The organism is Aeromonas sp. 600276 (assembly GCF_049175815.1).
Classification (GTDB): Bacteria; Pseudomonadota; Gammaproteobacteria; order Enterobacterales; family Aeromonadaceae; genus Aeromonas; species Aeromonas dhakensis.
Map to the genome: position 1 here is coordinate 193,891 of NZ_JAAKVU010000003.1, position 21,416 is coordinate 215,306.

General features: G+C 60.1%; 16 protein-coding genes. 12 read left to right on the plus strand and 4 right to left on the minus strand.

What is annotated here, in order from left to right; all coding sequences use genetic code 11:
- Window positions 1-38: 38 nt before the first annotated feature.
- Together G5134_RS04465 and G5134_RS04470 are read right to left on the minus strand one after the other, a co-directional pair.
- The gene (locus G5134_RS04465; protein WP_017764221.1) at window positions 39-1,658 is read right to left on the minus strand and encodes an ABC transporter substrate-binding protein; all 1,620 of its coding nucleotides are present in this window, start codon (window positions 1,656-1,658) and stop codon (window positions 39-41) included.
- 279 nt (window positions 1,659-1,937) lie between these two features.
- Window positions 1,938-2,573 (minus strand): YchE family NAAT transporter, encoded by a 636-nt coding sequence (locus G5134_RS04470; RefSeq protein ID WP_005302204.1) that lies wholly within the window; start codon window positions 2,571-2,573, stop codon window positions 1,938-1,940.
- Window positions 2,574-2,842: 269 nt separating this feature from the next.
- Here G5134_RS04470 and G5134_RS04475 point away from each other — a divergent pair, with 269 nt between their 5' ends.
- From G5134_RS04475 to G5134_RS04525, 11 genes are all read left to right on the plus strand, one after another.
- On the plus strand, window positions 2,843-3,475 hold the full coding sequence (locus G5134_RS04475) for a 2OG-Fe dioxygenase family protein (RefSeq protein WP_025201517.1): 633 nt from the start codon (window positions 2,843-2,845) through the stop codon (window positions 3,473-3,475).
- 295 nt (window positions 3,476-3,770) lie between these two features.
- A complete protein-coding gene (gene adhE / locus G5134_RS04480; protein ID WP_017784052.1) occupies window positions 3,771-6,434 on the plus strand; it encodes a bifunctional acetaldehyde-CoA/alcohol dehydrogenase in 2,664 nt (887 codons plus the stop codon).
- 109 nt (window positions 6,435-6,543) lie between these two features.
- Window positions 6,544-7,779 (plus strand): HD-GYP domain-containing protein, encoded by a 1,236-nt coding sequence (locus G5134_RS04485; protein WP_065017988.1) that lies wholly within the window; start codon window positions 6,544-6,546, stop codon window positions 7,777-7,779.
- Between the two features lie 353 nt (window positions 7,780-8,132).
- Window positions 8,133-9,803, plus strand: coding sequence for a sensor histidine kinase (locus tag G5134_RS04490; protein WP_065017987.1), 1,671 nt, complete (start codon window positions 8,133-8,135; stop codon window positions 9,801-9,803).
- A gap of 52 nt (window positions 9,804-9,855) precedes the next feature.
- Window positions 9,856-10,560, plus strand: a complete 705-nt coding sequence (gene btsR, locus G5134_RS04495; protein WP_010633645.1) for a two-component system response regulator BtsR — start codon at window positions 9,856-9,858, stop codon at window positions 10,558-10,560.
- A 140-nt stretch (window positions 10,561-10,700) separates the two neighbouring features.
- A complete protein-coding gene (locus G5134_RS04500) occupies window positions 10,701-12,122 on the plus strand; it encodes a carbon starvation protein A (protein ID WP_010633644.1) in 1,422 nt (473 codons plus the stop codon).
- Between the two features lie 288 nt (window positions 12,123-12,410).
- Window positions 12,411-12,743 (plus strand): DUF3302 domain-containing protein, encoded by a 333-nt coding sequence (locus G5134_RS04505; protein WP_005302225.1) that lies wholly within the window; start codon window positions 12,411-12,413, stop codon window positions 12,741-12,743.
- Between the two features lie 2 nt (window positions 12,744-12,745).
- A complete protein-coding gene (locus G5134_RS04510) occupies window positions 12,746-13,783 on the plus strand; it encodes an HlyD family secretion protein (protein WP_005302227.1) in 1,038 nt (345 codons plus the stop codon).
- A gap of 113 nt (window positions 13,784-13,896) precedes the next feature.
- Complete coding sequence (locus G5134_RS04515) at window positions 13,897-15,657, plus strand: DEAD/DEAH box helicase (RefSeq protein ID WP_065017986.1); 1,761 nt, start codon at window positions 13,897-13,899, stop codon at window positions 15,655-15,657.
- A gap of 124 nt (window positions 15,658-15,781) precedes the next feature.
- On the plus strand, window positions 15,782-17,218 hold the full coding sequence (gene dacB / locus G5134_RS04520; protein WP_065017985.1) for a D-alanyl-D-alanine carboxypeptidase/D-alanyl-D-alanine endopeptidase: 1,437 nt from the start codon (window positions 15,782-15,784) through the stop codon (window positions 17,216-17,218).
- Between the two features lie 142 nt (window positions 17,219-17,360).
- Complete coding sequence (locus G5134_RS04525) at window positions 17,361-17,624, plus strand: GrxA family glutaredoxin (RefSeq protein WP_010633640.1); 264 nt, start codon at window positions 17,361-17,363, stop codon at window positions 17,622-17,624.
- 57 nt (window positions 17,625-17,681) lie between these two features.
- On the opposite strand, the gene G5134_RS04530 is transcribed toward G5134_RS04525, so the two are convergent.
- Window positions 17,682-17,894 (minus strand): DUF1653 domain-containing protein, encoded by a 213-nt coding sequence (locus G5134_RS04530; RefSeq protein ID WP_065017984.1) that lies wholly within the window; start codon window positions 17,892-17,894, stop codon window positions 17,682-17,684.
- Window positions 17,895-18,274: 380 nt separating this feature from the next.
- Here G5134_RS04530 and G5134_RS04535 point away from each other — a divergent pair, with 380 nt between their 5' ends.
- Window positions 18,275-19,489, plus strand: a complete 1,215-nt coding sequence (locus G5134_RS04535; RefSeq protein ID WP_005302243.1) for a pyridoxal phosphate-dependent aminotransferase — start codon at window positions 18,275-18,277, stop codon at window positions 19,487-19,489.
- A 130-nt stretch (window positions 19,490-19,619) separates the two neighbouring features.
- Here G5134_RS04535 and G5134_RS04540 read toward each other — a convergent pair whose 3' ends face one another.
- Entirely contained in the window at window positions 19,620-21,251 is a 1,632-nt protein-coding gene (locus G5134_RS04540; protein ID WP_065017983.1) for a mechanosensitive ion channel family protein, read from the minus strand.
- Between the last annotated feature and the right edge of the window lie 165 nt (window positions 21,252-21,416).

Consider the following 21,416-nt stretch of genomic DNA (forward strand, 5'->3'; position numbering starts at 1 on the left):
CTGGCGGGCCCTGCTTGTTATGCGACTTGTAACGAAAATCAGTGGGCGATGATGTACATGTCTTTGCTGTACAGGTTGTCCAGCGGGTTGGCCGGATAGCCGCCCACGTAGGGCTTGACCATACGGGAAGTCACGTACTGATAGATGGGGGCGATCGGCATATCCTTGGCCAGGATCTCTTCAGCCTGGACGTAGAGCTTGTTGCGCGCCTCGGCATCCACCTGATTGCGCGACTCGTTCATCAGCTTGTCGAACGCCAGGTTGGAGTATTTGCCGTCGTTGTTGCCGTGGGTGGTCTGCATCAGATCCAGCATGGAGGAGGCTTCGTTGTAGTCGGCGATCCAGCCAGCACGGCCCACGTCAAACTGACCCTGTTTCTTGGTCTCCAGGTAGGTTTTCCACTCCTGGTTGACCAGGCTCACCTGCACGCCCAGCTTCTTCCACATGGAGGCCACGGCAACCGCCACCTTCTTGTGGTTGTCGTCGGTGTTGTAGAGCAGCTCGAACTTGAGCGGTTTGCCCGGGCCGAAACCGGCTTCGGTCAGCAGCTCTTTAGCCTTGGCATCGCGCTCTGCCTGGGTCAGCTTGGACCAGGCCGGCGCCACCGGCTTGAAGCCATCCACAAAATCAGGGACCAGGGTGTAGCCCGGGGTTTCCCCCTTGCCCATCACCTTGTCGGCGATCACGTTGCGGTCGATGGCATAGGAGAGCGCGGTACGCACCCGTACGTCATCAAACGGCTTCTTCTTGAAGTTGTACTGGTAGTAGTAGGTACCGACGTAGCCGCTCACCTTCACCTCGTTCGGCAGATCCTTCTTCATCTGCTTGAAACGCTCGATGGGCATGTTGTAAGTGAGATCCACTTCGCCGGCCAGGTAGCGGTTCAGCTCGGCGTTGGTGGACTGGATCGGCAGATAGGTCACCTTGTTGATGACGGTCTTGGCATCGTTCCAGTAGTTTTTGTTGCGCTCGACGTCGACGCGCTCGTTGACCACCCAATCCTTCAGCACATAGGCGCCGTTGGATACCATGTTGCCGGGCTGGGTCCACTTGTCACCGAACTTCTCGATCACCTTCTTCGGTACCGGGTAGGTGGTGGTGTGGGAGAGCATGCTGACGAAGTAAGGCACCGCCTTCTCCAGCTGCACCTCGAAGGTGTAGTCGTCCACCGCCTTCACACCCAGCGTATCTGACGGCTTCTTGCCGGCAATGATGTCGGAGGCGTTGACGATGGTCGGGATCTCCAGATACCAGGAGTAGGGAGAGGCGGTTTTCGGATCGACGGCCCGTTTGAAGGCATATTCGAAGTCGTGGGCAGTGACCGGATCACCGTTGGACCACTTGGCGTTTTTACGCAGGTGGAAGACGAAGTGTTTGTTGTCCTTGGTTTCCCAGGACTCGGCCATGGCAGGGAGCACTTCACCCTTGGGGCCGGAGGAGACGAGACCTTCGAACAGGTCACGCAGAATATTGGATTCAACCGTTCCTTCGGTTTTATGCGGGTCGAGAGTTGCGGGCTCGGAGCCGTTGCCTTTCACCAGCTGCTGAACCTCAGCCAGCTTGGTACCTGCGGGCACATCGGCGGCTTGTGCCGCGTTGACACCGCCAAACAGAGCTGCCACCAATAGGGTATTAATCATTGTTTTTTTATGAGTCATTTCCATACTCCACAAGAACATTCCATGCATTTTTCCATCAACGAGATAAGTACCCCGCTGCCAGCATAATTCCCTGACATTTCTGATAATGCAATAGATATCGTCAGGCAGGACTGGACTTCATGGTCAAAAAAGCAGCTTTTGACCAATTATTCAGAATTTAAATATCCCGTGATGGACGTTTTTTATACAAACCCGCTCGATTCTAGGAAATGACCAACAAAAAAGAAACAATAAAAAGCCGGTCACAAGGACCGGCTCCAACAAAACAGACCTGAATCACATCAATCCGGGGAAGACCCCCTTGATCCCCGCCACCATGATCTCGATACCTAGCGACATCATGATGAGACCCATGATCCGGGTCACCACGTTGATGCCGGTGTTGCCCATCACCTTGAACAGCAGGGGGGCGGCGCGGAATATCAACCAGGAGCAGAAGGCAAACACCATCACCACCAGCGACATGCCCAGCATCTGGGACCAGGTGCTCTGGCTGGCGTAGACGATGGAAGAGGAGATGGCACCGGGGCCCGCCATCAACGGCAGCGCCAGCGGCACCACAGCGACAGATTCCCGCGCGGCCAGTTCCCCTTTCTCCTGTTTGTTGTGCTTCACCTCCCCCAGCTTGCCCTGCAGCATGGACCAGGCGATCAGGGTGATGAGCGAGCCGCCGGCGATGCGAAAGGAGGCCAGCGAGATGCCGAAGCCGTCCAGGATCAGTTGCCCCATGGACATGGAGACCAGCAGGATGATCATCACCGCAATGTTGGCGGTGGTGTTGGTCTTCATCCGCTCTTCCGGCGTCTGATGACTGGTCAGGCTGACGAACACCGGCAGCAAGCCGAGCGGGTTGATGATCGCAAACAAACCGATGAAAAACTTCAGATATAAAGAGACGTCAATCGCTGCCATAGGCGCCATCCAGAAGTAGTACGAGGCCCTGTGGGCCACCCCGATAAACTGAGCGTAAATTTACATCATGCCCGAAACCTTCACCAATCAAATAATCTCACCCTTTCCGTGGCTTTTCAGTTAGTTCCTCTAATGCATCGACAAAATTCGACAGATTGAGTTGTTAATAAAGATTGTCGCGATTTAACACTCTGATAAAATCGCTTCGAGTTTTATCTGGCCATGGAGTTTGGCCGCAACATTTCATCTCAGCAAACAAGGATTTCGTGATGATTGATACGGACATCAAGTTGCAGTGGCACCTGGATGCACTGCCCGCAGGCACCCTGAACCCATTGCAGGGCTTCTTCGGGCGGCTGCCGGTTGATCCCTACATTCAGGGCAGCTTTCGCCAGCGCCGCTACGGCCGGGTGGAGAAGGAGGGCTCCCGCTTTCAGCCCCTCGACAACGGCGTCTTCTTTCAGGCGGCCGCCATCAACAAGTTTCTGGGGGATGTGCCCAGAACCTATGCCGAGCTGGAGCCTGCCTTCGTCGCTCATCCCTCCTTTATACAGCTGCTGAAACTGTTCGCCCGCCACACCCGGCTGGAAGACGGTCAGGCCATCGGCATTCACCAGATGCGCATCGTCACCGGCGAAGGAGAGAGCGTCCCGCCCGCGCCGGAGGGGGTGCACCAGGATGGCTTTGACTTCATCGGGGTCTTCTTCTGTGGCAGTGAAGGGGTCAGCGGCGGCGCCTTGCAGCTCTATCATGGATTAAAAGAACAACCATTTTTCCAACAACAATTAAACGTCGGTGAGTATCTGATCCTGGATGATCGCCGTTTCTATCACAATGCCGCCCCCATTCTGCCCCTGGGCACGGACCGGGGACATTGGGACGTGATCGTGCTAACTGCTTGAAAAATGGTGCGTGAGCCCCTGTTCACGCACCATTCATCCCGCCTCTGGCTCACTAAACAACTGCGCAACATCTGGCAAACATGTATTGTGAAACAAAATTTCTTTTGTTCTTTTGTTACACATGATCCAGATCAAGTTTTTCTGAGTCAGCCCCGCTCTATAATCGACTCAGAAAGCGATTTAGTAAGGCATGTAAATACCCCGTTGTGGTGATTCTGTTCTTGACAAGGCATCTATAATTGCCGGGCATTGCCAAGGTCTTACTAAACAGTTTTCAAATCATCAGGAGATAAACATGGCAGTAACCAATTTGGCTGAACTGGATGCACTGGTTGCCCGCGTCAAAGAAGCGCAGCGTGAATTCGCCAGCTTCTCGCAAGAGCAGGTAGACAAGATCTTCCGTGCCGCCGCCCTGGCCGCCAACAACGCCCGTATCCCCCTGGCCCAGATGGCCGTGGAAGAGTCCGGTATGGGTATCATCGAAGACAAGGTTATCAAGAACCACTTCGCCTCCGAATATATCTACAACAAGTACAAAGAAGAGAAGACCTGCGGCATCCTCAGCGAAGATGACGAGATGGGTACCATCACCATCGCCGAGCCGGTAGGCATCATCTGCGGTATCGTACCGACCACCAACCCGACCTCCACCGCGATCTTCAAGTCTCTGATCTCTCTGAAGACCCGCAACGCCATCATCTTCTCCCCGCACCCCCGTGCCAAGAACTCCACCAATACCGCAGCCAAGCTGGTACTGGATGCAGCCATTGCCGCCGGTGCACCGAAAGACATCATCGGCTGGATTGACCAACCCTCTGTTGAGCTCTCCAACGCCCTGATGAAGCACAACGACATCAACCTGATCCTGGCCACCGGTGGCCCGGGCATGGTGAAGGCAGCCTATTCCTCCGGTAAACCCGCCATCGGCGTAGGTGCCGGTAACGTACCGGTCGTCATCGACGAAACCGCCGATGTGAAGCGTGCCGTCGCCTCCATCCTGATGTCCAAGACCTTCGACAACGGCGTGGTCTGTGCCTCCGAGCAAGCCGCCATCGTGGTCGACTCCGTCTACGACCAGGTGAAAGAGCGTTTCGCCACTCACAATGGTTATGTGCTGTCCAAGGAAGAAGCCGACAAGGTCCGCAAGGTCATCCTGATCAACGGCGCCATGAACGCCAACATCGTGGGTCAGCCTGCGGTCAAGATCGCCGAAATGTCTGGCGTCACCGTGCCTGCCAACACCAAGATCCTGATCGGTGAAGGCGTGAAGATCTGTGAAGAGGAAGAGTTCGCTCACGAGAAGCTCTCCCCGACCCTGGGTCTGTTCCGTGCCAAGAACTTCGAAGAAGCCGTCGAGATGGCCTGCGACATGGTCAACCTGGGTGGTATCGGCCACACCTCCGGTCTCTATACCGACCAGGATCGCAACGCCGACCGCATCAAGTACTTCGGCGACAAGATGAAGACTGCCCGTATTCTGATCAACACCCCGACTACCCAGGGTGGTATCGGTGACCTGTACAACTTCGCGATGGCACCGTCTCTGACGCTGGGCTGCGGCTCCTGGGGTGGCAACTCCATCTCCGAGAACGTGGGTCCCAAGCACCTGATCAACAAGAAGACAGTCGCAAAACGGGCAGAAAACATGCTGTGGCACAAACTTCCGAAATCCATCTACTTCCGTCGTGGCTCCCTGCCGATCGCCCTGGGCGACCTGGAAGGTAAGAAACGCGCCATGATCGTGACCGACCGCTTCCTGTTCAACAACGGCTACGCCGACGAAGTGGTTCGTCTGCTCAAGGGCCTGAAGATGGAAGTAGAAGTGTTCTACGAAGTCGAAGCCGACCCGACCCTGTCCGTGGTGCGCAAGGGTGCCGAAATGGCCAACTCCTTCAAGCCGGACGTGATCGTTGCTCTGGGCGGTGGTTCACCGATGGATGCGGCCAAGATCATGTGGGTAATGTACGAGCACCCGAACACCGCGTTTGAAGATCTGGCCATGCGCTTCATGGACATCCGCAAGCGTATCTACAAGTTCCCGAAAATGGGCGTGAAGGCCGAACTGGTCTGCATCACCACCACGTCCGGTACCGGTTCTGAAGTGACCCCGTTTGCGGTCGTGACCGACGACGCCACCGGCGTTAAATACCCGCTGGCCGACTACGAGCTGACTCCGAACATGGCCATCGTCGACGCCAACCTGGTGATGGGCATGCCCAAGTCCCTGTGCGCCTTCGGTGGTATCGACGCCGTGACCCACGCCATGGAAGCCTATGTTTCCGTGCTGGCCAACGAGTACTCCGACGGTCAGGCACTGCAAGCCCTGAAACTGCTGAAGGACTACCTGCCCTCCAGCTACCTGAACGGTGCCAACGACCCGATCGCTCGTGAGAAGGTACACAACGCGGCCACCATCGCCGGTATCGCGTTCGCCAACGCCTTCCTGGGTGTGTGCCACTCCATGGCCCACAAGCTGGGTGCCGAGTTCCACATCCCGCACGGCCTGGCCAACGCCCTGCTGATCAGCAACGTCATCCGCTACAACGCGAACGACAACCCGACCAAGCAGACCGCGTTCTCCCAGTACGACCGTCCGCAGGCTCGTCGTCGCTACGCCGAAGTGGCCGACCACCTGGGTCTGACCGCCGCCGGTGACCGTACCGCAGCCAAGATCGAGAAGCTGCTGGTATGGCTGGACGAGCTGAAGGCGACCCTGGGTATCCCGGCCTCCATCCGTGAAGCCGGCGTCGCCGAGGCCGACTTCCTGGCCAAGGTTGACCAGCTGGCCGTGGAAGCCTTCGATGACCAGTGCACCGGCGCCAACCCGCGCTACCCGCTGATCAGCGAGCTGAAAGCCATCCTGCTGGACACCTACTACGGCCGTCCGTTCACCGAGGAGGCCCAAGCTGCCGCCAAGGTTGATGCCAAAGTAGAAGGCAAGAAGAAGTCCAAAGCCTGATAAGCTGAGTCGACTCGAGAGCCCGCGCACATGCGCGGGCTTTTTTGTTTGTCTATCTGCTTAATTTTGCTAGCTTGTTCATAGGCATTCATGAAATGCGAGCGAGCGTATGGCGCTGATACAGGCATCCATAGAACAGTTGCGGGTCGGTCACTATATCCATCTTCCCACGGGATGGACCAATCACCCTTTTATGTTCAATGCCTTCAAGATCAAGGATCAACAGCAACTCGACATCATCCGCCACCTTGACCTCAATCTGCTGATGGTCGACCCCGACAAGAGCGACCTCCCTCTCGAGCCCCTGTTGCGTGGCGATATTCCGAGCCCAGGCCCCGATCTCTCCGTTGTCGAAGATCCGGAGGATAGCGGCCCTCCCCCGTTTGACGAGAAGGCATTTCGCCGCTCCCTGCGCGCCGCCGACAAGGCCTTCGGCCAATCCATGTCCGAGCTGCGCGATGCCCTGGGCGCCCTCAACCTCAAGCCGGACGAAGGGCTCGCCAACACGGCGCAGATAGTGCGCAATGCCGCCGCCCGCATCAGCGCCCACGAGGGTCCACTCGGGCTGCACCTCATTCGCAGCCCCCATACCGACATCCTGCTGCAACACAGCCTGAACGTGGCCTTCATCGCCATGTTGATGGCACGGGAACTGGGCATGACTCCCATCGAGATCGAGGAGACCGGCCTGGCCGGGCTGGTGCACGACATTGGCGAGCTGAAGATCCCGACCCAGATCACCCAGAAGCGGGGGGAACTCAACAAGTCGGAGCAGAACTTCCTCAAGATGCACCCCCAGTACGGACTGGAGATGCTGACCCAGTTGCAGGCCTTCGAGCCCAAGATCCGTCAGGTGGCCCACCTGCATCACGAGCGGCTCGACGGCAGCGGCTTTCCCCTTGGCATCAAGGGGGGCGAGATCCCGCCGCTGGCGCGGATCATCGGGTTGGTGGATTACTATGACGAGCTGCTGCACCCGCGCAACAGCGCGACACCGGCAGCGCCGAGCCAGGCCATCAGCCAGCTCTACAAGCTGTCGCAGAAGAAATTCGACCAGGATCTGGTCAAGCTGCTGATCAAGGTACTGGGGGTCTACCCGCCGGGCTCCCTGGTGCAGCTCTCCGACGACTCGGTAGCCCTGGTGCTCTCCACCGAACCCACCATGCCCCTCAAGCCCAAGGTGTTGCCCTACATCAAGGCACAACGACCGGAAGGGGTGGCCATGGTCGACCTGCGGGAGGATGAGCGCACCATCAAATCCTTTCTCAAGCAGGAAGATCTGGACGAAGGGCAGCGGCTGTTTTTCAACCTGACCCGACGCTTCTGTTACTATTTTGCATTCTGAGTTATCCCCAGAAGCTGGGGATAACTCATTGGACAAACCTGAATAATTGCCCGATTACCCTCAAAATGGTTTGCCACGTCCCCTGGATAAAAAACGCCCGACCTGCTGGTCGGGCGGAGCATGCCACCTCCGTGTGGCGTATCCAACGGATACATTCATGCTCAATTCAGCAATATCAATCCTTGGGCAATTACACAAATATCAATTTAACATGCTGATTTGATATGGTTTTATTCCGCGTTTCTGGCACACTTCGCCGGCGTTCTGGCCAGAATGGCCCACAGAACAAGATCCTGGTCACATTTATTCAAGACTGCCGCTTTTTTCGGCACGGACTCTGAGGAACATTTTTTATGCAGTTGGTCCTCTCCCTGCTTCAACAGATGAGCGTCAGTCTGGTCATCGCCTACCTCTTTTCCAAGAGTCCGCTGCTGCGCCCACTGACCAACTATTCGGTCAGGCTGCCCCACAAGGTGCTGATTTACCTCATCTTCTCCTGCTTCTGCATTCTGGGTACCTATGTGGGGCTGGATATCGACGATGCCATCGCCAACACCCGCGCCGTGGGCGCCGTGCTGGGGGGTCTGCTGGGAGGCCCGCTGGTGGGATTTCTGGTGGGACTGACCGGCGGGATACACCGTTATACCCTGGGGGGGTTCACCGATCTCGCCTGCGCCATCTCCACCACCTGCGAAGGCTTGCTGGGCGGACTGGTGCACTGGCGACTGATGCGGGCAGGCAAGATGGACGCGCTGTTCGAGCCACGCATCGCCTTCTTCACCACCCTCTACGCCGAGATCATGCAGATGGTGATCATCCTGCTGGTAGCCAGCCCGTTCGACAAATCCCTGCTGCTGGTGCGCACCATCGCCACCCCCATGATCCTCGCCAACTCCTGCGGTGCGGCCCTCTTCATCAGCATGATCCGCGACCAGCAGCGAATGTACGAGAAGTTCTCCCGGGTCTTCTCCGCCAAGGCGCTCACCATCGCCAACCGCACCGTGGGGATCATGAGCCAGGGGTTTACCCCCGAGGCCAGCACCCGCATCGCCCAGATAGTGCAGGAGGAGACCGGGGTCGGCGCAGTCGCCATCACGGATACCGACAAGATCCTCGCCTTCATCGGTATCGGCGAGGATCACCACAAGCCGGGTACCCCCATCACCTCCGCCATCACCATGCAGGCCATCGCCCAGAACAAGGTGCTGTTTGCCGACGGCAACAGCCAGCCCTACCGCTGCAGCATCTCGCCCCTGTGCCAGCTCGGCTCTGTGCTGGTGATCCCGCTGCACGGCGACGAGGGGGTGATCGGCACCATCAAGCTCTATGAACCCAAGAAGCGACTGTTTCTCAAGATCAACCACACCCTGGGGGAAGGGATCGCCAACCTGCTCTCCCAGCAGCTGCTGACCGGCCGGCTGGAGCAGCAGCAGCGGCTGCTGGTGCAGTCCGAGCTCAAGCTGGTGCAGGCCCAGATCAACCCCCATTTTCTGTTCAACACCCTCAACACCATCAGCGCCATCACCCGGCGCGAGCCCGAGCGGGCGCGTCAGCTGCTGCTCCACCTCTCCCTGTTCTTTCGCAAGAACCTCAAGCGCCAGAGCGGGCTGGCCACCCTGCAGGAGGAGCAGGAGCACTGCCAATCCTATCTGGAGATCGAGCTGGCCCGCTTTGGCGACCGGCTGACGGTGCAAAACGACATCCCGCCCGACCTCGCCGGCCTCAAGCTGCCGAGCTTCACCCTGCAGCCGCTGATTGAAAACGCCATCAAGCACGGCATCTCCACCCTGTTGGAGCAGGGGCGCATTCGCCTCTACACCGAGCAGACGGCGGATCGGGTCACCATTCACGTCGAAGACAATGCCGGCACCTGGCAGGAGAAACCGGCCGGTGACGGGCTCGGCATGACCCTGGTGGATCGGCGCCTCAAGAGCGCTTTTGGCAACCGCTACGGCCTGAGCGTCAGCTGCGAGCCCGACTGCTGGACCCGGGTCTCCGTCACCCTGCCCAGGGAGGCGCCATGATCCGGCCGTTGCACCACGCCAGTTTTGTCCCCCAGCCATGCAGGAGAACCCCATGATCCGCACCCTCATCGTCGATGACGAGCCGTATGCCCGCGAGGAGCTGATGCAGCAGCTGGCCGCCGAGCCCGATATCGAGCTGCTGGGGACGGCCGCCAACGCCATCGAGGCGCTGCCGCTCATTCAGCGGCTCAGACCCGACGTGGTGTTTCTCGACATCCAGATGCCAAAGCTGAGCGGCATGGAGCTGGTGGCCATGCTCGATCCCCTGCCCCGCATCGTGTTCGTGACCGCGTTTGACGACTACGCCATCCAGGCGTTCGAGGAGAACGCCTTCGACTACCTGCTCAAGCCGGTGGAGCCGGCCCGCCTCGCCAAGACGCTGGCGCGGCTGAGACAGGATCTCAGCCCGCAGCCCATGACGGCGATCGCCCCCGCCATTCGCCACATTCCGGGCTACCTGCACAACCGGGTGCGGCTGCTGCCCATCGAACAGGTGGAGTACGCCTTCTCCGATCTCGGCGGCGTGCACGTCGCCAGCCAGGGCGAGCTGTTTCACACCCAGCTCACCCTCAAATCGCTGGAAGAGAAGACCCCGCTGCTGCGCTGCCACCGCCAGTATCTGGTGGCCCCGACCGCCATCTTTGAAATCCGGCTGCTGGAGAATCAGCTGGCGGAGATAGTGACCCCGAGCGGTGCCCAGGTGCCGGTCAGCCGCCGCTACCTGAAGGAGTTGAAGGAGCAGCTCGGGCTGGAGTGAGCCGCGCGGTGTGAGCCGGATCACGGGCGCCAACCGCTCGGGTCGCCATACGGCCGCTCGCCCCTTTTTACCTGCCGTTAACAGTGCAAGCCCCTACACTGGCCGCGCACACCAAAAAATAACAAAGCAGGAGCGTAGCAATGATCTGGTTCTTCCTCTGTGTCGGCTTGTTGATAGCCGGCTACTTCGTATACGGCAAATTCATCGAGCGGATATTCGGGCCAAAACCCGAGCTGAAAACCCCCGCCATCACCATGGCGGACGGGGTGGACTATGTCCCCATGTCGGACAAGAAGGTCTACCTGGTGCAGCTGCTCAACATCGCCGGCGTCGGCCCCATCTTCGGCCCCATCCTGGGTGCCCTCTACGGCCCGGTCGCCATGCTGTGGATCGTGTTTGGCTGCATCTTCGCCGGCGCGGTTCACGACTACTTCTCCGGCATGCTGTCGGTGCGCGCCAAGGGTGCCTCTGTGCCGACCGTGGTCGGCGAGCACCTGGGCACCGCCGCCAAGCACTTCATGAACCTCTTTGCCGTGGTGCTGTTGATGCTGGTGGGCGTGGTGTTCGTGCTGAGCCCGGCGGGCCTCTTGGCCAACCTCACCTCCACCGACCTGGTCTACTGGATTGTGGCCATCTTCGCCTACTACATCCTGGCGACCATAGTCCCCATCGACAAGATCATCGGCCGCTTCTACCCCATCTTCGGCGCCCTGCTGGTGTTCATGTCGGTCGGCCTCATCATCGGCCTCATCGTCTCCGGCAAAGGCTTCTACAACACCGGGATGGACTTCTCCAACCTGCACCCGACCGAACTGCCGCTCTGGCCGCTGCTGTTCATCACCATCGCCTGCGGCGCCGTGTCCGGTTTTCACGCCACCCAGTCCCCGCTGATGGCGCGCTGCATGCAGAACGAGAAATCCGGCCGCTTCATCTTCTACGGAGCAATGATCGGTGAAGGCATCATCGCCCTCATCTGGTGCACCCTGGGGCTCTCCTTCTACGACAGCACAGAAGCGCTCAACGCCACCCTGGCAAGCGGCGGCCCCTCTGCCGTGGTGCACGAGGTCTCCACCAGCCTGCTCGGCACCGTCGGCGGCATCCTGGCCATCCTAGGCGTAGTGATCCTGCCCATCACCTCCGGTGACACGGCGTTTCGCAGCGCCCGTCTCATCGTGGCGGACTTCCTCAACCTGACCCAGAAGCCGATGGCCAAGCGACTGCTCATCGCCATCCCCATGTTCATCCTCGGTTTCATCATCTCCAAGGCCGAATTCGGGGTGATCTGGCGCTACTTCGGCTGGGCCAACCAGACCACCGCCGTGATGATGCTGTGGGCCGCCGCCGCCTACCTCGCCAAAGAGGGCAAGCTGCACTGGGTCTGCACCCTGCCGGCCATGTTCATGACCGCCGTGGTGTTCACCTATCTGGCCAACGCCCCCATCGGGTTCGGACTGGAGATGGGCGTCTCCACCCTCATAGGTCTGGCCAGCACTCTGGTGGTGACCGTCGCCTTCCTGATGAAGTTCAGACCCGCCCTGATCGGCAAGGCCAGCGAAAGCTGATCCACGCCAAACATGTCAGAAAAGGAGCCATAAAGGCTCCTTTTTTTGCTGCTAATTTCCCCTCACTGATGCCATACTCCCTGCGTAAGTCCTTGTCATGGATACGACTTTATGGACTCGCCCCAATAATACCGTCATCTATCTTGACGATTTCGAAGCCACTTAAGCTTCAGTACAACAAGATTGCTTAAGATTTCGGGCCCAACAGGATGGAAACCCGGTTGCTGGTTGTGTTGCAGAACCCGGGCTCCAATGACAATGCTGTGCGTCACGCCGGTGGAGGCATAAATGACACTCGATTATTTTGCTCTTGGTCTGCTTTTTTTTGTGGGTTTGGTCATCTTTTACGGGGTCATCGTCATTCACGACATTCCCTATGAAATAGCCAAGCATCGTCAGCATCCCCATCAGGATGCCATTCACGTGGCCGGCTGGGTCAGCCTGTTTACCCTGCACGTGCTGTGGCCCTTCCTCTGGATCTGGGCGACCCTCTACCGGGAGGATCGGGGCTGGGGCTTTACCCAGCGTATCGAGCGCGACGAGAAGCATCTCGCCGAGCTCAAGGATGAGGTCGCCGCCCTGCGCAGCCGCCTCGATCAGCTGACCCAAGAGAAGGAGTGATCATGGATCTCTTGCTGGTACTCACCTACACCGCCATCTGTGTAGCTGTCTTCAAAATCTTCCGCATCCCGCTCAACAAGTGGACCGTGCCCACCGCCGTGCTCGGCGGCGTGCTGCTCATCGGCACCCTCATCATGCTGATGAACTACAACCACCCCTACTCCGAGATGGCGCGCAACTACTACGTCTCCACCCCCATCGTTCCCCTGGTCAAGGGCCGGGTCAGCGAGGTCGCGGTCAAGCCGGACCAGAAGGTGAAGAAGGGTGACGTGCTGTTTCGTATCGACGACGAGCCGTTCCGCCAGCGCGCCGCGAGCCTGGAGGCCAGGGTCAGCTCCAACGAGGAGCACCTCAAATCCATCGAGGCGCGCATGCGCTCAGCCAAGCTCGACCGGGATCGCGCCGCCGAGCTGATGCGCCGCGGCATCGGCAAGCAGCGCGATCTGGACGTGACCCAGGCCAACGTCGACGATCTGGTCGCCCAGCTCGATCAGCAACAAGCCACCCTGGACGATGTACGGGCCCAACTGCGCGAAGCCAAGTACCAGCTCGACCAGACCGTGGTCTATGCCCCGAGCGACGGCCATGTGGTACAGCTGGCCCTGCGCCCGGGCATGATCGCCACTCCCTTCATGTATCGCCCTGTGATGACCTTCATCCACGAGGACGACAACGCCTACGTCGGCTGGTTCTGGCAAAACAGCATGCAGCGCCTGGCGGTAGGGGACGAGGCCGAAGTAGTCATCGACGGCATCCCCGGCAAGATCTTCAAGGGTGAAGTAGAAGCAGTGATCCCCGCCATCGCCTCGGGCAACGTGCAGGCCAATGCGGCGCTGATCGACCAGAGCTCGGCGGTGATCCCCGGCCGCCTGCCGGTGCGCATCAAGATCACCGACCCACGCTGGCAGGAGTATCAGGTGATAGCCGGCTCCAGCGGTCAGGCTGCCATCTACACCAAGCATTTCCATCACGTGGCCATCATGCGCAAGGTACTGCTGCGCATGGCCAGCTGGATGAACTACATCTTCCCCTTCCACTAAGCCGCAACGACGCAGCCAGCGGGCCGGCACCATGCCGGCCCGCTGTTTTTTGGCGCCAAGTTCCCTATAATGGCGCCACCCTGCTCCGCCCCTCGTCGACGTACCCAGCCTGCATGTTCGTTCTCAGACCCTACCAGACCGACGCCGTCAACGCCGTCATCAGCCACTTTCGCAAGCACCCGGATCCCGCCGTGGTGGTGCTGCCCACCGGGGCTGGCAAGAGTCTGGTGATCGCCGAGCTAGCCCGCAAGGCGCGTGGTCGGGTGCTGGTGCTGGCTCACGTCAAGGAGCTGGTGGAGCAGAACCACGCCAAGTACGAAGCCTGGGGGCTCAAGGCCGACATCTTCGCCGCCGGGCTCAATCGCAAGGAGGCCAGCGCCCAGGTGGTGTTCGGCTCGGTGCAGTCGGTGGCGCGCAATCTGGACGCCTTCGACGGCGCGTTTTCGCTGCTCATCATCGACGAGTGCCACCGGGTCTCGCTCGATGATGACAGCCAGTACCATCAGGTGTTAGGCCACCTCAAGGCCGCCAATCCGGCCCTCAAGATCCTCGGTCTCACCGCCACCCCCTATCGGCTCGGGCTGGGCTGGATCTACCGGCGCCACTACCACGGCATGGTCAAGAGCCACGGCGAGCGGCTGTTCGGCGACTGCGTGTTCGAGCTGCCGCTGCGCTTCATGGTCAAGAACGGCTACCTGACGCCGCCGCGCATGGTGGATGCCCCCATCGTTCACTACGACTTCAGCCGGCTGGTACCGCGGGAGAATGGCCTCTTCAGCGAGGCGGATCTCAACGGCGAGCTCAAGCGTCAGGAGCGGGTCACCCCCCATATCCTGAGCCAGGTACTGGAGTATGCCCGCGAGCGGCAGGGGGTGATGATCTTCGCCGCCACCGTCGAGCATGCCCGGGAAATTCACGGCCTGCTGGGTGCCAGAGGGGAGCTGGCGGCCCTCATCACAGGTGACACTCCGGGGCCGGAGCGCGACGCCCTCATCAGCGCCTTCAAGGCGCGCGAGCTCAAGTTTCTGGTCAACGTGGCGGTGCTCACCACCGGCTTCGATGCCCCCCACGTCGACCTCATCGTGATGCTGCGCCCCACCGAGTCGGTCTCCCTCTACCAGCAGATCGTGGGCAGGGGCTTGCGCCTGTCGCCCGGCAAGACCGATTGTCTGGTGCTCGACTACGCCGGCAACAACTTCAACCTGTTTGCCCCCGAAGTGGGGGAGCCCAGGCCCCATGCCGGCACCGAGCCGGTGCAGGTGCCCTGCCCCGCCTGCGGCTTTGCCAACACCTTCTGGGGCAAGACCGACGAGGATGGCAAGGTGATCGAGCACTACGGCCGCCGCTGTCAGGGGCTGTTTGAAGATGACGAGGGCAACCGCGAGGAGTGCGACTACCGCTTTCGCGCCAAGATCTGCCCCGCCTGCGGCAGTGAAAACGACATCGCCGCCCGCCGCTGCCAGAGCTGCGATCAACTGCTGGTGGACCCTGACGACAAGCTCAAGGAGGCGCTCAATCTCAAGGACTGCATGGTGATCCGCTGCGCGGGGCTGACCTTGACGGCCGGGCGCGGCAAACAGGGGGAGCGGCTGGAGGTGGTCTATCACGACGAGGATGGCCTCACCCTCAATGAGTACTTCGGATTTCACTCGGCAGGCGCACGGCGCTTGTTTCAACAGCACTTTGTGCGTCATCATTGGCCCGCCCCGGGGCTGGAGCCCGAATTTGCCACCCTGGCGAGCGTGCTGGCGGTAGAACACCAGTTTCGCCACCCCGATTTTGTCATCGCCCGCAAGTCAGGGCGCTTCTGGCAGATCAAAGAGAAGATTTTTGATTATGACGGCCGCTATCGCACCGCCAATTCACTGGCGTGATGGCGACCGGCATAAGGCGTATGAATTGCGTTGCCACGGCCGAACAGGCATCGGCGGGTACAACAAGGTTTGAGTTATCAGGGCCGGCCCACTGCCGGGCCCCTTCGTCACGTTAGAGGATGTTATGCAGCGGCTGTTGATTGGTTTTTGTGCTCTCTTTTCCCTGGCGGCCCAGGCCGCCCCGCTGACGCCCCCCCAGGGGGGCCAGTACGCCATCGTGGTGCAGGGCAACAACGGCATCGAGTTTGCCCGCCATGCGGATCAGATGATTGCCCCCGCCTCCACCATGAAGGTGCTCACCGCGCTGGCGGCCCGTCTCGAGCTCGGCGCCGACTTCCGCTTCGCCACCGACATCCAGGCCCAGCCTGGCGCCAAGCAGGGCAATGTCATCAACGGTGATATCTGGATCAACTTCGTCGGTGACCCCACCCTGTCACGGATGGACCTGCTGGCCCTGTTCAAGCAGCTTGGGGTCAACCAGATCAAGGGCAACGTCTACGTCAACACCGGCGCCTACAACGGCTACGAGCGCGGCAACGGCTGGTCCTGGGGAGATCAGACCCTCTGCTTCGCCGCGCCCGTCTCCTCGGTCATCATCGACAAGAACTGCGCCTACGCCACCATCACCGCCACCCAGATCGGCAAGCCGGCGGTGGGCAACGTGGCCACCGGGGTCCCCATTGGGGTTGGTGCCGACAACGTGGAGGTGATGAGCTATGGCGACATGGCGCGCCAGTTCTGTGCGCTGGAAGTGGACATGGCCAAGGGCAACTTCTACGAGCTCAAGGGCTGCATCACCCCGAACAAGGAGCCCCAGGGGCTGCGTTTCGCCATCCACGACGTGGAAGCCTGGGGCTGGGACAACATCCGCTGGGCCATGGACCGGGCCGGCATCAAGCATGACGGCCTGCTGCGCGTTACCCACAAGTCGCCGGACAATGCCGAAACCCTGGGTACCCACTACTCGGTCTCATTGCCGGTGATGCTGTCCAAGATGTTGAAGAAATCGGACAACCTCTACGCCGATACCTTCCTCAAGACCGTTGGCCGCCACTACTACAACAAGCCGGGCAGCTATCGCAGCGGCACCATGGCGGTGCGCGCCATCCTGACCAAGAACGGCATCGATCTGGGCAACGCCACCCTGGCCGACGGCTCGGGCCTCTCCGCCCACAACCTCATCAGCGCCCGCCAGATGCTGTCGGTGCTCAACTTTATCCAGAAAAATGACGCCGAACTCGGTCTCATCAAGCTGCTGCCAAGCTCCCAGGTGGACGGCACCCTGGCCTGGCGGCGCAGCGTCACCGCCCCCATGATGAAGAACAAGGTGCACGCCAAGACCGGCACCATCACCGGCACTTCCAACCTGGTGGGCTTCATCGACACCGCCGGCGGCCAGCGCAAGGCGTTTGTGATGTTCCAGCGCGGCCTGTCACAGGATCCGGCCACCCACGAGCGCTACCGCGCCAGCAAGGCCCCCTGGCCCTGGACCGTGTTCGAGAAAGGGGTGCTGGAGAGCATCTACCAGCAGCAGCCGATCCAGATCGCCGATGAGGGTTGATCCGCTGCGAGGTGAGTGACGATGACGGCCGGCGCAGTGCGCCTTATCGAAGATGGCGAACGGCCGTATCGACAATTTCCACTTTGACTAGCCACGAGGCGGGGCTATCCTGTGCCCAGCCTCAAATGAATGGAGAGAGAACATGTTTGCAGTGATTTTTGGTCGTCCCGGTTGCCCCTATTGTGTCCGTGCCAAGCAGATTGCCGAGCAGCTGGTTGAACAGCGTGACGATTTCAAATTCCGCTACGTGGACATCCACGCCGAGGGCATCACCAAGGAAGATCTGGCCAAGAGCGCCGGCAAGCCGGTCAATACCGTGCCGCAAATCTTCCTGGACGAACAGCACATCGGTGGCTGCACCGATTTCGAAGCCTATGCCAAAGAGAACCTGGGTCTCTACCAGTAAGCTCACGTTGTAAAAAAGGCGCCATCAGGCGCCTTTTTTCATGGTCGTTCCCCAGCGTCACTCCGCCACCGGGCTGAAGCGGCTCACCACCTGACCCTGATGCTCGATCCACTCCATGAACATGACCATGGGACGGGCATAGACGGCGCCATCCTGCTCCGATTGATAGACCACCAACTGCTCCCCGGTCTCGGTGTGCAGGGCCAGGGTCAGCACCTGATAATAACCACCCTTGAAGTGACGATAACGACCGGCAGCGGGGGCTTGCATGATGACTTCTCCATGGTGTGGGTACGGGGTCCGGACAGGCCTGGCAGCGCGCGTCAGCTCCTGTTTTTGGCCGCCGTGGGCAAAAAGAACGGCATTTTTCACGCAAGCCAATCGTGCCAGCGAGCGTGAATATTTCAACACAGTCGGGTAGCTTTGTTAATGAGCCCCTCATCTTTCACTGGATAACCTTGGTTAACACAAACGATCGTGCTGAATTTAACGTTTTAGCAACCCTGTTTCAGGGCTAAAAATCAGGGAATTCTACTAAAAAGAGGATTGTTCTAGCATTCAATTCTGTGAAGAATAGGGGAAAAGAAATTTGATACTAAAAACCGCCTTTTTCGCCAACGCGTCCCCATGGGGAAGGAATCACAGTCACCATGTTCACAATCGACAAGTCGCACAAGCTCGACGATGTCTGCTATGACATCCGCGGCCCGGTGCATAAAGAAGCTCGCCGTCTCGAAGACGAAGGCCACCGCATCATCAAGCTCAACATCGGCAACCCGGCCCCGTTCGGCTTCGAGGCACCGGAAGAGATCATCAAGGATGTGATCCTCAACATGCCCCAGAGCCAGGGCTACTGCGACTCCAAGGGGCTCTTCTCCGCCCGCAAGGCGGTGATGCAGTACTACCAGCAGAAAGGGATGCGCAAGGTCGACATCGACGACATCTACATCGGCAACGGCGCCAGCGAGCTCATCGTGATGGCGATGCAGGCGCTGCTCAACAACGGCGACGAGATGCTGGTGCCCTCCCCTGACTACCCGCTCTGGACCGCGGCAGTGACCCTCTCCGGCGGCCATGCGGTGCACTACCGCTGCGACGAAGGGGCCGACTGGTATCCGGATCTCGACGACATCCGCGCCCGCATCACCCCGCGCACCCGCGGCCTGGTGCTGATCAACCCCAACAACCCGACCGGCGCCGTCTACGGCAGCGAGTTCCTGCTGGAGGTGATCGAGATCGCCCGCCAGCACAACCTCATCATCTTCGCCGACGAGATTTACGACAAGATCCTCTACGACGACATCTCCCACACCAGCGTCTGTACCCTGTGCGACGATGTGATGGTGGTGACCTTCAACGGCCTCTCCAAGGCTTACCGTGCCTGCGGCTTCCGTCAGGGCTGGATGGTCATCACCGGGCCCAAGGGCCGTGCCAAGGGCTACATAGAGGGGCTGGAGATGCTGGCCTCCATGCGGCTGTGTGCCAACGTGCCGATGCAGCACGCCATCCAGACCGCCCTTGGCGGCTACCAGAGCATCAACGAGCTGATCCTGCCGGGCGGGCGCCTGCGCCGCCAGCGTGACAAGGCCTGGGAGCTTTTGAACGAGATCCCCGGGGTCTCCTGCGTCAAGCCCAAGGGAGCGCTCTACATGTTCCCGCGCCTCGATCCCAAGGTGTATGACATTCGCGACGACCAGAAGATGGTGTTTGACCTGCTGCAGCAGGAGAAGCTCTTGCTGGTGCAAGGCACCGGCTTCAACTGGCCGGCCCCGGATCACTTCCGGCTGGTGTTCCTGCCCCGGGAAGAGGAGCTGGAAGAGGCCATCGGCCGCCTCGCCCGCTTCCTCAAAGGCTACAAGCAGTAACCGCAACGCGACGTCTGCCCTGGCCTGTGGCTCGCCAGCAGCAGGCCGACCATAAAAAATCCGAAGCGGTCTGCACCGCTTCGGATTTTTTTATGGCGAGAGAGTCCCGTCGCAAGGCCCGCGTTGTGGGCTATTTCTCCCCGGTGGCCACTTCGGCAGGCGGCACGGCGGGGGCCTGATACCACTGCTCGCGGGGCACCAGCACCGCCTGCTCCGGCTGAGCCACGAAATTGGGGGACATGATCTGCACCCCGAACTCGTTGAACACATCCTGGATGTGGCCGTGCAGTTCGGTTCTGACCGGACCGGGCAACAGCCCCTCTTTCATCCGTACCTGCAGCTCGTACTCCACGTACCAGTCCTGCAGATTGAGCTGACGCACCAGCGGGGCCTGCCCCTGATTGATCAGCTGGCAGCGCCTGGCCGCCAGCTCCAACATGGCGTGCACCTGACGCCATGGGGTGTCATAGCCGATGGTGACCTTGGTGAGCAGGGCAATGCCCTTGTCGCTTGCCAGTCGGCTCAGGTTGGTCACCTTGCCCCCCACCACCACGGCGTTGGGCAGGGTCACCTCGTGATCGTGACGCGTCACCAGCTTGGTCGAGAGGGCGCTCAGTTCGGTGACGACCCCCTCCACCTCCCCAATCTGCACCAGATCCCCCGGCCGCAGGGCCCGCGAGTAGATCAGCACCAGGCCGCTCATGGCATGGTTCATGATCCCGGCCGAGCCCAGGGTCACCATCAGACCGAAGAAGACGCTCACCCCCTTGAAGGCGTCCGAATCGGCCCCCGGCAGATAGGGATAGGCGACGGTCAGGGCAAACAGCCAGATCACCACCGAGAGCAGACGGCGGGTCGCCCCTATCGTCTCGGAGTGCAGCCCCTGTACCCGGAAATGGCCGCGCTCGATGCGCGCGAAGATGACCGCCAGCATACGGATGAACAGCTTGGTCAGCACGAAGATGACCAGCACGGTCGCCAGTCCTGGCATGGCGGCGATGATCCCGCCCAGGATGTTGCTGCACAGCTCCAGCAGGGAGGAGCCCAGCTGATCGCTCCAGATCCGGGTATGCGGGAACAGCCCCAGCACATAGGTGAGCCAGCCATAGGTAAGCAGCAAAATCACCAGCCAGGTGAGCACGCCGATGACGCGGATCTCCAGGTTGCCGAGCACCTGGCGCCATTGATGGGGGATCAGCCCCTTCTGTTGCAGCAGGTTGTTGGCGAACCAGCGACGTGCCCGCTGGAGCCCCCGTCGCAGCAGTTGCACCACCATCAGAAACAGCAGGGTCACCAGCAGCGTCTTGCCTGCCGCCTTGAGCAGGTAGGTGTTGGAGTGCAGCTCCAGCACCTTGACCCGCACATTTTCCAGCCGCAGCCGCACCCGCTCTGCGGCCTGATCCAGGGTCAGCTCATCGAGCCACTCCAGATCTTTTTCCAGCAACACCAGCAGGTGCTTGTCATTGAGCCTGAACTCCCTGGCCTCCTGACCGAGGCGGGTCGAGCTGACCACGGTCACCGGATGGGTCAGATCCTCGGGCTGCAGCTGCCTTACCCGCTCCTTGACGATCCGCACCCGGGCCGCCCCGTCCAGGCGACCGAATTTCGCCTGCAGCATCACTATGGGTTCGTGAAACAGGGTCAGGGTCTGAGCCTGCTCCTGCTCGGTCGGCTCCAGTCTCGGTTCCGCGGCCCACCCGCTATCGACCATGAGCAGGGCCAGCAGCATCCCTGCCAGCCTGATGATCCTTCTGTGCCCCATAACCTCTCCCTCGTGACCGTCAGGTTTCATCATGATGACCACGTTTGGCAACGGACGGGGCAACGGCCCCCTATCCCTCTCCTGGCGTCATCCATGACACATAGGGCTCATCGCCCTCGCTTGCAAAAAGTCGAGTCATAACAAAGATCACCAGCAGTAATAGCA

What these genes read in the sequence shown, in the direction of transcription:
- G5134_RS04465 (WP_017764221.1), bottom strand. Translation starts at nt 1,658, where the DNA reads ATGACTCATAAAAAAACAATGATTAATACCCTATTGGTGGCAGCTCTG.
- G5134_RS04470 (WP_005302204.1), bottom strand. Translation starts at nt 2,573, where the DNA reads ATGGCAGCGATTGACGTCTCTTTATATCTGAAGTTTTTCATCGGTTTG.
- G5134_RS04475 (WP_025201517.1), top strand. Translation starts at nt 2,843, where the DNA reads ATGATTGATACGGACATCAAGTTGCAGTGGCACCTGGATGCACTGCCC.
- adhE (WP_017784052.1), top strand. Translation starts at nt 3,771, where the DNA reads ATGGCAGTAACCAATTTGGCTGAACTGGATGCACTGGTTGCCCGCGTC.
- G5134_RS04485 (WP_065017988.1), top strand. Translation starts at nt 6,544, where the DNA reads ATGGCGCTGATACAGGCATCCATAGAACAGTTGCGGGTCGGTCACTAT.
- G5134_RS04490 (WP_065017987.1), top strand. Translation starts at nt 8,133, where the DNA reads ATGCAGTTGGTCCTCTCCCTGCTTCAACAGATGAGCGTCAGTCTGGTC.
- btsR (WP_010633645.1), top strand. Translation starts at nt 9,856, where the DNA reads ATGATCCGCACCCTCATCGTCGATGACGAGCCGTATGCCCGCGAGGAG.
- G5134_RS04500 (WP_010633644.1), top strand. Translation starts at nt 10,701, where the DNA reads ATGATCTGGTTCTTCCTCTGTGTCGGCTTGTTGATAGCCGGCTACTTC.
- G5134_RS04505 (WP_005302225.1), top strand. Translation starts at nt 12,411, where the DNA reads ATGACACTCGATTATTTTGCTCTTGGTCTGCTTTTTTTTGTGGGTTTG.
- G5134_RS04510 (WP_005302227.1), top strand. Translation starts at nt 12,746, where the DNA reads ATGGATCTCTTGCTGGTACTCACCTACACCGCCATCTGTGTAGCTGTC.
- G5134_RS04515 (WP_065017986.1), top strand. Translation starts at nt 13,897, where the DNA reads ATGTTCGTTCTCAGACCCTACCAGACCGACGCCGTCAACGCCGTCATC.
- dacB (WP_065017985.1), top strand. Translation starts at nt 15,782, where the DNA reads ATGCAGCGGCTGTTGATTGGTTTTTGTGCTCTCTTTTCCCTGGCGGCC.
- G5134_RS04525 (WP_010633640.1), top strand. Translation starts at nt 17,361, where the DNA reads ATGTTTGCAGTGATTTTTGGTCGTCCCGGTTGCCCCTATTGTGTCCGT.
- G5134_RS04530 (WP_065017984.1), bottom strand. Translation starts at nt 17,894, where the DNA reads ATGCAAGCCCCCGCTGCCGGTCGTTATCGTCACTTCAAGGGTGGTTAT.
- G5134_RS04535 (WP_005302243.1), top strand. Translation starts at nt 18,275, where the DNA reads ATGTTCACAATCGACAAGTCGCACAAGCTCGACGATGTCTGCTATGAC.
- G5134_RS04540 (WP_065017983.1), bottom strand. Translation starts at nt 21,251, where the DNA reads ATGGGGCACAGAAGGATCATCAGGCTGGCAGGGATGCTGCTGGCCCTG.